The 14,788-nt window shown below is 65.9% G+C and carries 14 protein-coding genes; all 14 read left to right on the top strand.

The window, feature by feature from the left end:
- Positions 1-18 precede the first annotated feature (18 nt).
- The 14 genes from A2X88_03445 (at position 19) to A2X88_03380 (ending at position 14,758) form a co-directional block, all read left to right on the top strand.
- The gene (locus tag A2X88_03445) at positions 19-1,161 is read left to right on the top strand and encodes an acyl-CoA dehydrogenase (protein ID OGP34953.1); all 1,143 of its coding nucleotides are present in this window, start codon (positions 19-21) and stop codon (positions 1,159-1,161) included.
- A 7-nt stretch (positions 1,162-1,168) separates the two neighbouring features.
- Positions 1,169-2,317, top strand: a complete 1,149-nt coding sequence (locus A2X88_03440; protein ID OGP34952.1) for an acyl-CoA dehydrogenase — start codon at positions 1,169-1,171, stop codon at positions 2,315-2,317.
- Entirely contained in the window at positions 2,314-2,853 is a 540-nt protein-coding gene (locus tag A2X88_03435) for a cob(I)yrinic acid a,c-diamide adenosyltransferase (protein OGP34951.1), read from the top strand. The genes A2X88_03440 and A2X88_03435 overlap by 4 nt, the downstream gene beginning before the upstream one ends.
- A gap of 13 nt (positions 2,854-2,866) precedes the next feature.
- Positions 2,867-4,546 carry a methylmalonyl-CoA mutase gene (locus tag A2X88_03430; protein OGP34950.1) on the top strand — a complete coding sequence of 560 codons (1,680 nt, stop codon included), beginning with the start codon at positions 2,867-2,869 and terminating at the stop codon, positions 4,544-4,546.
- 20 nt (positions 4,547-4,566) lie between these two features.
- Positions 4,567-5,010 carry a methylmalonyl-CoA mutase gene (locus A2X88_03425; GenBank protein ID OGP34949.1) on the top strand — a complete coding sequence of 148 codons (444 nt, stop codon included), beginning with the start codon at positions 4,567-4,569 and terminating at the stop codon, positions 5,008-5,010.
- A gap of 47 nt (positions 5,011-5,057) precedes the next feature.
- Positions 5,058-6,344: an acetyl-CoA acetyltransferase gene (locus A2X88_03420; GenBank protein OGP34948.1), complete on the top strand. Its 1,287-nt coding sequence runs from the start codon at positions 5,058-5,060 to the stop codon at positions 6,342-6,344.
- Positions 6,345-6,475: 131 nt separating this feature from the next.
- The gene (locus A2X88_03415) at positions 6,476-6,904 is read left to right on the top strand and encodes a nucleotide-binding protein (protein ID OGP34958.1); all 429 of its coding nucleotides are present in this window, start codon (positions 6,476-6,478) and stop codon (positions 6,902-6,904) included.
- Between the two features lie 12 nt (positions 6,905-6,916).
- Positions 6,917-8,059, top strand: a complete 1,143-nt coding sequence (locus tag A2X88_03410; GenBank protein ID OGP34947.1) for an acyl-CoA dehydrogenase — start codon at positions 6,917-6,919, stop codon at positions 8,057-8,059.
- A 7-nt stretch (positions 8,060-8,066) separates the two neighbouring features.
- Entirely contained in the window at positions 8,067-9,065 is a 999-nt protein-coding gene (locus A2X88_03405; protein ID OGP34946.1) for a GTPase, read from the top strand.
- On the top strand, positions 9,062-10,030 hold the full coding sequence (locus tag A2X88_03400; protein OGP34945.1) for a CoA-transferase: 969 nt from the start codon (positions 9,062-9,064) through the stop codon (positions 10,028-10,030). Before A2X88_03405 ends, A2X88_03400 begins: the two co-directional genes overlap by 4 nt.
- Before the next feature lie 175 nt (positions 10,031-10,205).
- On the top strand, positions 10,206-11,012 hold the full coding sequence (locus A2X88_03395; GenBank protein OGP34944.1) for a CoA-transferase: 807 nt from the start codon (positions 10,206-10,208) through the stop codon (positions 11,010-11,012).
- Between the two features lie 69 nt (positions 11,013-11,081).
- Complete coding sequence (locus A2X88_03390) at positions 11,082-12,404, top strand: tRNA (N6-isopentenyl adenosine(37)-C2)-methylthiotransferase MiaB (protein ID OGP34943.1); 1,323 nt, start codon at positions 11,082-11,084, stop codon at positions 12,402-12,404.
- Positions 12,397-12,885: a hypothetical protein gene (locus A2X88_03385; protein OGP34942.1), complete on the top strand. Its 489-nt coding sequence runs from the start codon at positions 12,397-12,399 to the stop codon at positions 12,883-12,885. The genes A2X88_03390 and A2X88_03385 overlap by 8 nt, the downstream gene beginning before the upstream one ends.
- A 10-nt stretch (positions 12,886-12,895) precedes the next feature.
- Entirely contained in the window at positions 12,896-14,758 is a 1,863-nt protein-coding gene (locus tag A2X88_03380; GenBank protein OGP34941.1) for a hypothetical protein, read from the top strand.
- Positions 14,759-14,788 lie beyond the last annotated feature (30 nt).

The following is a 14,788-nucleotide window of genomic DNA, read 5'->3' as shown; positions in this document are numbered from 1 at the left end:
TCGAAGGATGGGGGAACCATGGTCTTCGACCTGACCGAAGAACAGCAGATGATCCAGGACATGGCGCGGACCTTCGCGCAGAAGGAGGTCCTGCCGAAGGCCGCCGAACTCGACGAGACCGGCCGCTACCCCGAGGAGCTTGTCCGCCAGATGGCGGAGCTCGGGCTGATGGGGGTCGCCGTGCCGGAGGAGTACGGCGGCGCGGGGATGGACAATATCTGCTACGCCATCGCGATGGAGGAGATCTCGAGAGCCTGCGCCTCGACCGGCGTGATCCTGTCGGTGAACAACTCCCTGGCCTGCGACCCGATCCTCAGGTTCGGCACCGAGGAGCAGAAGGAGAAGTACCTCACACCTCTTGCCTCGGGGAAGAAGCTGGGATGCTTCGGCCTGACGGAGCCCGGCGCCGGGTCCGACGCCGGGTCCCAGAAGACGACCGCCGTCCGCAACGGCGAGCACTACGTGGTGAACGGAACCAAGAACTTCATCACGAACGCCCCCCAGGCCGACAGCTGCGTCCTCTTCGCGATGACCGACCGGGAGAAGAAACACAAAGGGATCACAGCCTTCATCCTGGACATGAAATACGAGGGTGTAACCGTTGGAAAAAATGAGAAAAAAATGGGAATTAACGCATCGGCTACCGCCTCGATCATCCTCGAGGACGTGAAGATCCCGGTGGAGAACCGGCTGGGGCAGGATGGGGACGGGTTCAAGGTCGCCATGCACACCCTGGACGGAGGGCGGATCGGGATCGCCGCCCAGGCGGTCGGGATCGCCCGCGCTTCCCTGGAGGATGCGCTCGCCTACGCAAAGGAGCGGAAGCAGTTCGGACAGCCGATCGCGAACTTCCAGGCGATCCAGTGGATGCTCGCCGACATGGCCACCGAGATCGAGGCGGCGAGGATGCTGATCTACCGCGCCGCGTGGCTCAAGGACCGGAAGGCCCGCCATTCGAAGGAGTCCTCCATGGCGAAGCTCTACGCCTCCGAGACGGCCATGCGCGCGGGCGTCAAGGGGATCCAGATCCACGGGGGGTACGGGTACATCAAGGAATACCCCGCGGAGAGGCACTTCCGGGACGCGAAGATCACCGAGATCTACGAGGGGACCTCCGAGGTGCAGCGGATGGTGATCGCCTCCGCGCTGCTGAAGGACTGAGGATGCCGTGGACTTCACCCTGACGGAAGAGCAGTCCCAGATCCGGGAAATGGTCCGGTCCCTCGCCCGGAAGGAGTTCGCCCCCGGGGCGGCGGAAGTCGACGAGTCGGCGCGGTTCCCGGAAGAGAACATCCGGAAGCTGGCCGAGCTCGGGCTGATGGGGATGCTCTTCCCCGCGGAGTACGGTGGATCGGAGACCGGCGCCGTGGCCTACAGCCTGGCGCTGTCGGAGATCGCCTCCGGCTGCGCCTCCACGGCGGTCATCCTGGCGGTCAGCAGCATGGTGGGGGAGACGATCTGGCGGTTCGGGAACGAGGAGCAGCGGAATCGATATCTCCCGGCGCTTGCCTCCGCGACGGACGGAATCGGCGCCTTCGCGCTGACCGAGCCGGAGGCCGGGTCCGACGCGCAGGCGATCTCCACGACGGCGGTGCGGGACGGAGACTCCTTCGTGCTGAACGGGAACAAGGTCTTCATCACGAACGGGGACCGGGCGGCCGTGACGATCGTCATGGCGGTGACCGGGAAGGGGGACCGGAAGGAGATCAGCGCCTTCCTCGTGGAGGGGGGAGCGAAGGGGCTGACCGTCGGCAAGCCGGAGCGGAAGATGGGGCTGAAAGGCTCCGCCACCGTGTCGCTTGCCCTGGAGGATTGCCGGGTGCCGGACAAGGCCATGCTGGGAAGCCCGGGGGAGGGGTTCCGGATCGCGATGAGCGCGCTCGACGGCGGCCGGATCGGGATCGCCGCCCAGGCCGTCGGAATCGCCCGCGCCGCGCTCGATTCGGCGGCGGCCTATGCGAAGGAGCGGAAGCAGTTCGGGCAGCCGATCTCGGAGTTCCAGGCGATCCAGTTCATGCTCGCCGATTCCGCCACGGAGGTCGACGCCTCGTGGCTGTTGATCTGCCGTGCGGCCTACAGGAAGGAGCGGGGGCAGCCGTTCGGCCGGGAGGCCTCGATGGCGAAGGTCTTCGCCACGGAGGCGGGGAACCGGGCATGCCACAAGGCGGTCCAGATCCTGGGCGGATACGGGTATATCCGGGATTACCCGTTGGAGCGTCACCTGCGGGACATCAAGGTGGCTACCATCTACGAGGGGACCTCCGAGATCCAGCGGATCGTCGTCGCGCGGGACCTGCTGGGGAGACACGGCGCATGACCGCGGGCGCCATCGGCAAAGGGTACATCCAGGTCTACACCGGGAACGGCAAGGGGAAGACGACCGCCGCGCTGGGGCTCTCCCTGAGGGCCGCCGGGCACGGCCTCAGGACCGTCATCATCCAGTTCATGAAAGGGTGGATCGACTACGGAGAGCTCAAAGGGGTGGAGATGCTTTCCCCCTACGTCGAGATCCACCAGGCGGGGAGGGACACCTTCGTCAACCGCGGAAACCCGGACCCGGAGGATGTCCGCCTGGCCCGGGAGGGATGGGAGCTCGCCAGGCAGGCGATCCTCGGGAAGCGCGCCGACATCGTGGTCCTCGACGAGATCAACTGCGCGGTCGATTTCGGGCTCCTTCCCGTCGGGGAGGTCGTCGACCTGCTGCGGAGGAAGCCGGAAGGGATGGAGATCCTGCTGACCGGAAGGGGGGCGCCCCCCGAGTTCCTGGAGCTGGCCGACCTGGTCACGGAGATGCGGGAAGTGAAGCACTACTACGCGAAGGGAGTCGACGCCCGCGTAGGGGTGGAGCGATAAGGAGGGGGATGCCGTGTACGACCGGAAGAAGATGGGGAGCGCATCACAGCGGCGGAAGCGGTGGGAGAAGGAGACGCTCTCCCCCGTTCTGGGAAAATCCCCGGAGCGCCTTTCGAGATTTTCCACCGTCTCCGACGAGGAGATCGCACCGCTGTACGGCCCGGACGACCTCGGGACCTTCGACTACCTGAAGGATCTGTCCTTCCCCGGGGAGTACCCGTACACCCGGGGGGTCCAGCCCTCCATGTACCGCGGGCGCCTCTGGACCATGCGGCAGTTCGCAGGCTACGGATCCGCCGAGGACACCAACGCGAGATTCCGCTACCTTCTGAAGGAAGGGCAGACCGGGCTCTCCACCGCCTTCCACTTCCCCACGCTGATGGGGTACGACTCGGATCATCCGCGGGCCCGCGGAGAGGTCGGCGTCTGCGGCGTGGCGGTCGATTCCCTGAAGGACATGGAGATCCTCTTCCACCGGATCCCGCTGGACCGGGTCACCACCTCGATGACGATCAACGCCCCCGCCGCGATCCTCCTGGCGATGTACATCGCGGTGGCCGAGAAGCAGGGGGTCTCCCCCAAGAAGATCGGCGGGACGATCCAGAACGACATCCTGAAGGAGTATATCGCCCAGCACTCCTGGATCTTCCCCCCCGATCCCTCGATGCGGATCATCACCGACATCATGGCCTACTGCGCCGATCACGTCCCCCGCTGGAACACCATCAGCATCAGCGGCTACCACATCCGCGAGGCGGGATCCACCGCCGTCCAGGAGCTGGCCTTCACGATCGCCGACGGGATCGCCTACGTGCAGGCGGGGATCGAAGCCGGAATCCCCGTGGACAAGTTCGCTCCCCGGCTTTCCTATTTCTTCAACGCCCACATGGACTTCTTCGAGGAGATCGCGAAGTACCGCGCGGCGCGCCGGATGTGGGCGAGGATCATGCGGGAGCGGTTCCGGGCGAAGGACGAGAACTCCTGGAAGCTCAGGTTCCACACCCAGACCGCCGGGGTGACGCTGACCGCCCAGCAGCCCTTCAACAACGTCGTCCGGGTTGCGCTGCAGGGGCTGATGGGCGTGCTCGGAGGGACCCAGTCGCTCCACACGAACTCGATGGACGAGACGCTGGCGCTTCCGTCGGAGCAGGCGGTGACGATCGCCCTGCGGACCCAGCAGATCCTGGCCGAGGAGTCCGGGGTGGCGAACGCGATCGACCCCCTCGGGGGCTCCTTCCTGGTCGAGAGGCTCACGAACGGGATGGAAGAGAAAGCGATGGCCTACATCCAAAAGATCGACGATCTCGGGGGGATGGTCGAGGCGGTCAAGAAGGGGTACCCCCAGCGGGAGATCATCGACGCCTCCTACCACTACCAGCGGCTCCTGGAAAAGGGGGAGAAGAAGGTCGTGGGGGTCAACTGCTACACGATGGAAGGAGAGACTCCCATCCCCCTGCTCAAGATCGACCCGGAGGTCGAACGGAAGCAGGTGGCCCGCACGCGGGAGGTCCGAAGGAAACGAAACGGGAAGCGTGCCGGACAGTGCCTGGATCGGCTGAAGGACGCATCCCGCTCCACGGAGAACCTGATGCCGGTGATTCTGGAAGCCGTGCGGGAATACGTGACCCTGGGGGAGATCTGCGACGCGTTCCGGGAGACCCTGGGGACCTATTCCGACCCGGCGATGTTCTGATCCAAACCAGGGGGGAAACCATGGCGAGCGCTCTCACGCGGACGAAGAGGGGAAGCGGAAAACCGAAACGGAAGGTGCGGATCCTGGTCGGAAAGCCGGGGCTGGACGGTCACGACCGGGGGGCGAAGATCATCGCACGGGCGCTGCGCGACGCCGGGTTCGAGGTGATCTACACGGGACTCCACCAGACGCCGGAGATGATCGTGAACGCCGCCGTGCAGGAGGATGTGGATGCGATCGGGCTGTCGATCCTTTCCGGTGCCCACAACTACCTCTTCCCGAAGGTGGTGGAGCTGCTCCGGGAAAAGAAGATGAGAAACGTCGTGGTCTTCGGCGGAGGGATCATCCCCGACGACGACATCCCGGGTCTGCGGAAGAAGGGGGTGGACCGGGTGTTCACGCCGGGGACCCCCCTGTCGGAGATCATTTCGTACGTAAACGACAAGGTCCGGCCGAGGGCCTGACGGGAAGGGTTCGGGATGCGGACACCACATCAGCGGGGGAGGGTATCGTGAGACCGGTCTACATGGTATCGGGCGGAGTCAGCAAGTTCGAGAAGGCGCGTCCGGACGCGACCTTCCAGAAGATGGTCAAGGAGGCGTTCGACTACGCCTACGGCGACCTTCCGAAGCTCAAGCGGGAGACGATCGACGGCTCGGTCGCCTCCTACTTCTCGGATCACTTCACTCGGCAGCTGATGGCGGGGATCATGGCGACCGACTACCTCGGTCTCTGCCCCAAGCCGAACAAGCGGGTGGAAGGCGGCGGCGCCACCGGGGGGCTGTCCTTCCAGTCGGGGTGGGAGGCGGTGGCCTCGGGACGGATGAACTGCTGCGTGGTCTTCGGATTCGAGACGATGTCCCGGGTCCAGACCTGGAAGGGGAACGAGTTCATCGCGCACGCCTCGGACACGAACTTCGACTACCCCGTCGGCGGTTTCTACTCGGGGTACTACGCGATGATGGTGAACCGGCACATGCACGAGTTCGGCACCACGGTAGAGCAGATGGCGATGGTGTCGGTGAAGAATCACAGGAACGCCTGCTACAACCCGTACGCCCAGAAGCGGCGGAAGCTCACGATCCAGGATGTGCGCGACTCCCAGATGGTCGCCTACCCGCTGACGCTGCTGGACATCTGCGTGATGTCGGACGGGGCGGCGGTCTGCATCCTGACCGACGAGGAGACGGCCTTCAAGCTCACCGACAAGCCGGTCCGGATCAGCGGGGTCGGCACGGGGACCGATTTCATGCGCTTCGCCGACCGTCCGCACGGGAAGGTCATCCTGGCGCCCAACGAAAAGGAGAGCGACTACGGGAAGCTGAAGTACCCCGGCGTCCACTCCTTCCGGGCGGGGCGATCCGCGGGGCTGCAGGCCTACAAGATGGCCGGCATCAAGGACCCGATCCGGGAGATCGACTTCATCGAGCTGCACGACGCCTACACCTCGTCGGAGATCCAGACCTACGAGGACCTGGCGCTCTGCAAGTACGGAGACGGCGGAACGTTCGTCGAGGAGGGGCATCCCTTCCTGCCGCAGATCGACTACGGCCTGAAGCTGAAGAAGAAGGGGACGATCCCGATCAACCCCTCCGGGGGGCTGATCGCCTGCGGGCACCCCGTGGGGGCGACCGGGCTCATGCAGGCCGTGTTCGCCTTCTGGCAGATCCAGGGGAGGATCCGGCAGCACTTCGGCTCGGGGGAACTGCAGTTGAAAAAGGCGGATCGCGGTCTGATCCACAGCCATGCCGGCACGGGGACCTACGTCACCGTGTCGATCCTGGAACGGGGGTGGTAGAGATGGCCAGGAAGACGAAGAATCCGGGAAGGACGCCGTCCTACGACCGGAACGCGAAGATCGAGGAGGTGATGACGGGAACGACGGTCTTCAACGTCCCCTTCCCGAGGGATCTCTCCGACCTGAAGAAGATGTCCCCGATCGTGATCAAGCATCCGTATACCGTCGAGTACCTCCACTCGTACGGCCAGGACTCCCCCTTCTTCGCGGGACTCGCGAACAAGAGGCTCCTGGGCACCCGCTGCGGCGGCTGCCGGTACACCTACGCCACCCCCCGGCTCCACTGCGCGAACTGCGGCAAGGAGACCGACTGGGTGGAGCTTCCCCAGGAGGGGAGGGTCCACACCTTCACCACCTGCTTCTTCGGCAGCGAGGCATTCCTGAAGGAGACCCCGTTCCACCTGGTCCTGGTGGAGTTCGACGGCGCCGACACGCTGCTCCTCGCCCGCCTGATCGGGGTCGAGAACCCGGAGGACATCAGGATCGGGATGAAGATCCGGGCGAAGTTCCGCCGGAACTCGCAACTCAAACCGACCGACGTCTACTTCGTGCCGGCCTGACGCAGGGGACCCATGGATTTCGAGCTGAAACCGGAGCACCGGGCGCTCCGGGAGACGGTCCGATCCTTCGTCGAGAAGGAGGTCCGCCCCCATGCCCGCCGGTGGGACGAGGAGGGGGAGTTCCCGTCCGCCACGGTGGCCCGGCTCGGGGAGCTGGGGCTCCTGGGGGTCATGGTCCCCGAGGAGTACGGCGGGTCCGGGATGGACACGATCAGCTACTCGATCGCGGTGGAGGAGATCGGCAAGGGGGACGGCTCCCTGGGGCTCACCGTCGCCGCCCACAACTCCCTCTGCACCGCCCACATCCTCTCCTTCGGCTCGGAGGCGATCCGGAAGAAGTACCTCCCGGAGCTGGCTTCCGGCAGGATGCTCGGGGCCTGGGCGCTCACCGAGCCCGGGTCCGGGTCCGATTCCCTGAACATGCGGACCCGCGCGGAGTGGAAAGGCGACCGGTGGGTGATCCACGGCAGCAAGATGTTCATTACCCATGGAAAAGTCGGCAGCGTCTATGTGATCCTGGCGGTGACCGACAAGGGAAAGGGACGGGACGGGGTCACCGCCTTCCTCGTGGAGGCGGGAACCCCGGGGCTCTCCACGGGGAAGACGCTCCACAAGCTGGGGATGCGCTCGTCGGACACCGCGGAGCTGGTCTTCGAGGATCTCGAGGTCCGGCCCGGGAGCGTGATCGGAGAGGTGAACTCCGGATTCCGGGACACGATGCGCAACCTCGCGGGGGGGCGGATCTCGATCGCCGCGCTCGCCGCGGGGATCGGGCTCGGGGCGATGGAGGAGGCGATCGCCTACGCGAAGGAGCGGCAGCAGTTCGGCCAGCCGATCGCAAGCTTCCAGGCGATCCAGTGGATGGTCGCGGACGCGGTCACCGAGCTGGAGGCTGCCGACCTGATGACGATGCGGGCGGCCTACCTGAAGGACCGGGGGAAGCCTTACGCCCAGGAGGCGGCCATGGCCAAGCTCTTCGCATCGGAGGCGGCGATGCGGGCGACGATCAAGGCGGTGCAGATCTTCGGGGGATACGGGTACACCCGGGAATACCCCGTCGAGCGCTACATGCGGGACGCGAAGCTTTGCGAGATCGGGGAGGGAACCTCCGAGGTGCAGCGGCTGATCATCGCGCGGCGCCTCATCCGGGGATAGTCGGCCGATGACCGTCGCGGTGAAGGAGATCCTCGCAGGGAACGTCCAGGCGGCCGCCCGCCTGATGCGGGATCTCGACGACGAGATCCCCGCCGCCCACCGCGCCCTGAAGCGGCTCTACCGCCACACGGGAAGGGCCTACATCCTGGGAGTCACCGGGGCGCCGGGCGCAGGGAAATCGACCCTGGTCGACTGCCTCGCCGGGCACTTCCGGCAGCAGGGGAAGACGATCGGGATCGTCGCGATCGACCCGACGAGCCCCTTCACCGGGGGCGCGATCCTGGGCGACCGGATCCGGATGCAGAAGCACGCGCTCGACGACGACGTCTTCATCCGGAGCCTCGCCACGCGGGGCCACATGGGCGGCCTCTCCAAGTCCACCATCGACATCGTGAACGTGATGGACGCGATGGGCAAGGAGGTCATCCTCATCGAGACGGTGGGGGTGGGGCAGGACGAGGTCGAGATCGTCAAGGTGGCGCACACGAACCTGGTCCTGGTGGTCCCGGGGCTGGGCGACGACATCCAGGCGATGAAGGCGGGGATCCTCGAGATCGCGGACATCTTCGTCGTGAACAAGGCCGACCGCGACGGGGCCGACAAGACGCGCCGGGAGCTCGAGACGATGGTCTCCATGAACGACTACGGGGAGGGGGACTGGAGGCCGACGGTCCTGCCGACCGTCGCCCCGGAGGGGATCGGGGTGGAGGCGCTCATGGAGGAGGTGGAGCGTCACCGGAACCATGTCTCCCGCGAGGAGAACCTGTCCCGCTACCGTCTCGGGAAGGCGGAGGTGGAGCTCCACGAGATCCTCCGGAAGAAGCTGTTCGAGAAGGCGGTCGCGGATCTGCGCGGCCACGGCCTCCTCGAGTCGCTCGTCCGGGACATCGCCGAGAAGAAGCGGGATCCCTACACGGTCGCCGAGAAGGTGATCGACCACCGGTTCGAGCACCGTTTCCTCGAGGCGGAATCGAAAGGGTCGGGGAAGCGGGGGAGGGGGAAGTGAGGATCCGGAGGGAGGGAGAGGTCGAGTACCGGTTCGAGCACCCGGACGATTTCCGCAGGCATGTCCGCGACCGAAGGAGCCGGAAGCCGGAGCCGAAGCTCCGCACGGCCCGGGAGGCGGTCTCCGAATTCGTGGCGGACGGCGACTACATCGTGTACGACTTCTCCAGCCTGACCCGGGGCCCCCAGTCGCTGATCCGGGAGGTGATCCGGCAGCGGAAGAGGGATCTCTGGATCGGGGCGGAGTTCACCCTCCACGAGTCGGCCCTGCTGACCGGCGCGGGATGCGCGACCCGGATCGACGTCGGGTTCCTCGGGTACGGGAGCTACATCGGACAGGCGGTCTGCGACGGCCGGCTCAAGGTCTACGACTGGACCAACGGCGGCCTCGCCCTGCGGATCCTCGCGGGGGCACGCGGGGTGCCGTTCCTTCCGACCCGGGACCTGCTTGGCTCGGACAACCTGGCCGTCTCGGCCGCGAAAGTCATCGAGGACCCCTATACCGGGCTTCCGGTCGCGCTGGTTCCGGCGCTCAACCCCGACGTCGCCTTTCTCCATGCGCACCAGGCCGACCGGTTCGGCGACTGCCGGATCTTCGGTACGAACCTGTTCGCCCTCGAGGCGGCAATGGCGTCGAAACGGGTCATCGTCTCCGCGGAGGAGATCGTCGATCCCGACGAGTTCCGGAAGGACCCGATGCGGACCACCATCCCCTACTTCCTCGTGGACGCGGTCGTCCACGCCCCCTTCGGCGCCTACCCGGGGGCGATGCCGGCCCGGTACGAGATCGACCTCCCCCACGTCGACCGGCTGAACGGGATCCGCACCGAGGAGCAGATGCAGGCCTACCTCGAGGAGTGCGTCTACAGCGTCGCCGACCACGACGAGTTCCTCGACAAGCGCGTCGGGGCGGCGCGGATGCGGGAGCTCCGGGAAGCCGCCACCATCGTCGAGGGGTACCGGTGAGCCCCAGCCGCCGGCTTCGCCGCCTCGGAGGGGGGCTTCGCTTCGCCCGCCCTCCGCCCGCGGATCATTCTTTTTATCTCCGCTCATCCCCCCTCCTGCGGCTGCTGCGCCGTCGACCGCGGCCCCGGCCAGCGGGGACCCGCGGCGATGCGGGGGGAATGAGAGGAGGGCGGTGATGGCGCGGACGGTAGAGTTCACCGACACGGAGTTCATGATCGCGCAGGGGGCGAGGCTCCTCGAGGACGGGAAGTCGTTCTTCGTCGGCTGGGGGATCCCGCAGATCGTGGCGATCCTCGCCCAGAAGCTCTACGTCCCCAACGTGATCCAGCTCTTCGAGTTCGGGGCGATCGGGCCGCAGTCGATCCTTCCGTTCGTCCGGGGAACGATGGGGGGGCCCCAGAACACCTACCGGTCGCTGCAATGGCTGAACATGAACTGGGCCTTCGCCTACTCCGCGTCCGGCTACATGGACTACGGGATGCTGGGCGCGCTCCAGGTCGACCCCTACGGGAACATCAATTCCACCTACCTCGGCGGCTCCTACGAAAGACCGCACCGGCGGTTCGCCGGAAGCGGGGGGGGAAACCAGGTCGCTTCCCACTGCTGGAGAACGATCATCGTCATCAAGCACGAGGGGCGCCGGTTCGTTCCCCGGGTGGAGTTCCTGACCTCCCCGGGGTACCTCACCGGGCCGGGCGCCAGGGAGAAGGCGGGGCTTCCCGCGGAAACCGGCCCCTACCGGGTCGTCACCTCCAAGGCGCTCTTCGGCTTCGACAAGGATTCCTGCGAGATGACCCTGCTCGGCGTTCTTCGGGGGATTCCGGTCGAGGAGGTGACCCGCGACATGGGCTTCGCCCCCCGGATCTCCCCGGATGTTCTGGAAATCCCGCCTCCCACGGAGGAGGAGCTTCGGCTCCTCCGGGAGGAGATCGACCCTTCCCGGGTCGTCATCCGGGGAGAGAGGATGACCGCCGCCGTCTGAACGGCGTCTCCGGGCGGACTGCTTTCCGCCGGCTTCCCACCGGCCGGGCCGATGCTATAATGGAATGCCATGTCCCGGAAAGTCTACATCGAAACCTTCGGCTGCCAGATGAACGAGGTCGATTCGGCCCGCATCGTTTCCCTCATGATTGCGGAGAAATACGAGGCCACCCGGGTCCTTTCCGAAGCCGACCTCGTGCTGCTGAACAGCTGCAGCATCCGGGAGAAGGCGGACCGGAAGATCTACAGCGCACTCGGCCGGCTTCGCCGTTGGAAGGGGAGCCGTCCCGGACGCCTGATCGCCGTGGGGGGCTGTCTGGCCCAGCAGGAAGGGAAAACCCTCAAGGAAAAGGCTCCGCATGTCGATATAGTATTCGGGACGCACAATATCGCCCGGCTGCCCGAACTGGTCCGTTCGGCCGAACGGCGGGAATCTCCCGTGGCGGTGGATCTTACCGGAGACACCGGGCACTGGGAGGTCCTTCCGTACCACGCGAAAGGGACCGCGAGCGCCATGGTGACCATCATGCAGGGGTGCGAAAACTACTGCGCATACTGCATCGTTCCCTTCGTGCGAGGTCCGGAGATCAGCCGCCCCCCGGCCGACGTGCTCGCGGAAGTGGGAAAACTGGCGGAGCGGGGGATTCCCGAGGTGCTGCTGCTGGGGCAGAACGTGAACTCCTACGGAAGGAAGGAAGGGGGGGTCGGCTTCCCGGAACTGCTCCGGAGGATCTCCCGGGTTCCCGGTGTCCGCAGAATCCGGTTCATCACGTCCCACCCCCGGGACCTCGATGCGGAGACGATCGGGCTTTTCTCGGAGATCGAGGCCCTTTGCCCGCATGTCCACCTCCCCCTCCAGTCGGGGTCGGACCGTGTTCTCGCCGGCATGGGAAGGGGATACACGCGGAAGGAGTACCTCGGGAAGATCGACGCCCTGCGCATGGCCAGACCCGGGATCGCCTTCTCGTCCGATTTCATCGTGGGGTTCCCCGGCGAGACCGAGGAGGATTTCGCCCGGACCCTCGAAGCGATGGAGGAGGTCCGGTACGATTCCGCCTTTTCCTTCCGGTTTTCACCCCGCCCCGGGACACGGGCGGCGCGGATGGACGGGGCCGCAACGGCCGCCATGGCGGGGGAGCGGCTGAACAGGCTCCAGGAACTCCAGGCGAGACACACCCGGGAGCGCCTCGGTCGGGTCGTGGGGACGGTAACGGAAGTGCTCGTGGAGGGGAACAGCGCGAAGGATCCTTCCCGCCTCTGCGGCCGCACATCCTGCTACAAGACCGTGAACTTCACCCCGGATCCCGGGGGGAACGGGCTGTTCCGCCGCGTCGAGATTCGGAGCGCCGGAACCCACACCCTTTCGGGAGTGGAAGGAGGCGCATATGGTTAGGGAAATGCGCGTCATCGGGATCACGATCGACCCGGTCACCCAGTCTCCGATCGTGATTCTGAGGGACAAGGAGAACCTGAACACTCTCCCGATCTGGATCGGGATCCTCGAGGCGAACTCGATCGCAGTCGCCCTCGAGAAGCTTTCCTTCCCCCGCCCGATGACCCACGACCTGTTCAAGAATCTGCTCGAGCAGATCGGGGTGCGCCTGCTCCGGATCGAGGTCACCGACATCCGGGAGAACACCTACTACGCCGCCCTCCACATGGAGGCGGGGGGGAAGCCGGTCGTCGTCGATTCCCGGCCCAGCGACGCGATCGCGATCGCCGTGCGGATGGGGGTCCCGATCATGGTCCGGGACCAGGTGCTCGAGAAGGCGCTGAAGACGGACTCCCCGGCGGGGGCCGAGGGGGAAAAGGACAAGTGGTCGGAGCTGCTGGAGAAGATGGACCCGGAAGACTACAGCAAGTACAAGATGTGAGCGGCCAGCCGTGGACGTTTCCCGGATACTGGTCGTCCAGGAGGAGGCGGATCCCTCCCGGGAGCTGCGCCTCATGGCATTCGGGAACCCCGTGGAGTTCGAGTTCCGCACCTCCGGCCAGATCTGCTCGGATCAGGCCGACCTGTCGCGGTACGACGCCGTCGTGGCCTCCCTCGACTGCGAGCAACGCGCGCTGATCGAATCGATCCGCGGGAAGTCGGAGTCGTCCCCCCCCGTGTTCCTCTTCCGGTCGGAGCCGCCTCTCCAGGAGGTGGCCCGATGGGTGGCCTGGACCAAATCCCAGGAGGGGGAGGACCCGGCCGTCACGGTCCGCCTTCTCTCCGAGAGCGTCGAGTACTACTCGCTGGCCTCCCTCTACCAGCAATGCCTGAAGATCATGTCCTCCCAGGACGAGGAGAAGCTGTTATCCCACATCACGGAGACCTTTTCCCACGAGCTGGGAGTGGAGAGCTGCGTCATCTGGCTCGCCTCCTCCACGGACTCAGACGAGATGATGATCGCCTCCGTGCGGGGGCTGATCGCCATCGACCGGGAAGGATCGCGCTTCTTCCTGTCCCAGAGCGGGTTCGCGGAAAAGGCGCTGCTGGGCGACCCGTTCTTCGAGGATGCGCAGGTTGCCGGGAACAGCCGGACCGGATCGAGGACGGAGCAGCATCTCTACGTTCCGCTGATGCACCGCGAGAAGCCGATCGGAATGGTGAAGCTGGGCGCGAAAACCGACCGGAAGTCGTTCCGGGAGCGGGATCTCTACGTCTCGAAGATCATCGGGGGGTACGCCGCCGCCTCCTGGAGGAACGTGCACCGGCTGACCCGGATGGAGAAGGTTTCCCTGAGGGACCCGGAGACGCGGGCCTACTCGATGGCCTTTCTCACCGACTATTTCCAGAAGGAGCGGTACAAGGCGGGGAGGTTCCGCCGGCCGCTCTCCCTGGTCTTCATCGTCCTGGAGAACTACTCCGCTCTCATGGAGCAGACCCGGGAGAGCATGGTCGCCGCGGGGCTGACCGAGATGGTCGCCGCGGCCGGCAAGGTGCTGCGGGATTCCGACCTGATCGCCCGCGTGGAGGCGAACCGGTTCTGCGTGGTCCTTCCGGAGACCGACTCCTTCGGAGCGCTGCTGGCGGCCCGCCGGCTCCGGAGGGCGATCCGGGAGAAGGGGAGGATCCAGCACCACGGGGCCGACTACGCCTTCGAGCCGTTCTTCATGACCGCGACCTTTCCGAGGGACGGAAAGGAGCTCCGGGAGCTGTGGCGCTGCTGCGAGGAGAAATATCAGCAGCAGCGGAAGAGTCCCTACCACCGGATGCACCTGGCGGAAAAATCGCTGTGGAACTCCTTCGACGCACTCGTGGGGAAGCGGGAGTACTACGACCTGCTCCGGAAGGGGAAGGAGGTTCCCTACTTCGCGAGGATCCGCCGGCTCCTGGGACGGAACGGGCACCTCTTTCTCGACCGGCTGACCTACCTCCGCATGCTGGAGTCGATTGCGCAGGACATGGCGTTTCTGAACGGCAGCCGGGGGCTCGTCATCGCGGCGGGGCCTCGCCCCGAGATCTACAAGCAGATCTTCTTCTCCTTCGGAACACAGGGAGGGCCGGGGAGGAACATCTACATCGTGGGGCGGGGAGGAAGCACCCGGTTCGACGCGAAGAATCTCCTCTACGTGACGGCGGAGGACGACCGTCTGACCGCCCGGTCGATCCTCCTGTTCCTGAAGGAGAACGGCTCCTACGGGCTTTTCACGGAGGAGCACGGCGACGAGGTCTTCGGATTCAACACGACCGACGAGGTCCTGGTCGACTCGATGATGGAGAAGGTCCAGACTCTCTACCACCTCCAGGGAAACTTCTAGGCGCCCCCGGGGACAGCCACGGTGCGAGGG

This window comes from Deltaproteobacteria bacterium GWC2_65_14, assembly GCA_001797615.1.
Lineage (GTDB): Bacteria > Desulfobacterota > Deferrimicrobia > Deferrimicrobiales > Deferrimicrobiaceae > GWC2-65-14.
The sequence above is the reverse complement of the archived record's forward strand: the minus strand, read 5'-3'. Positions and strand labels throughout refer to the sequence as shown.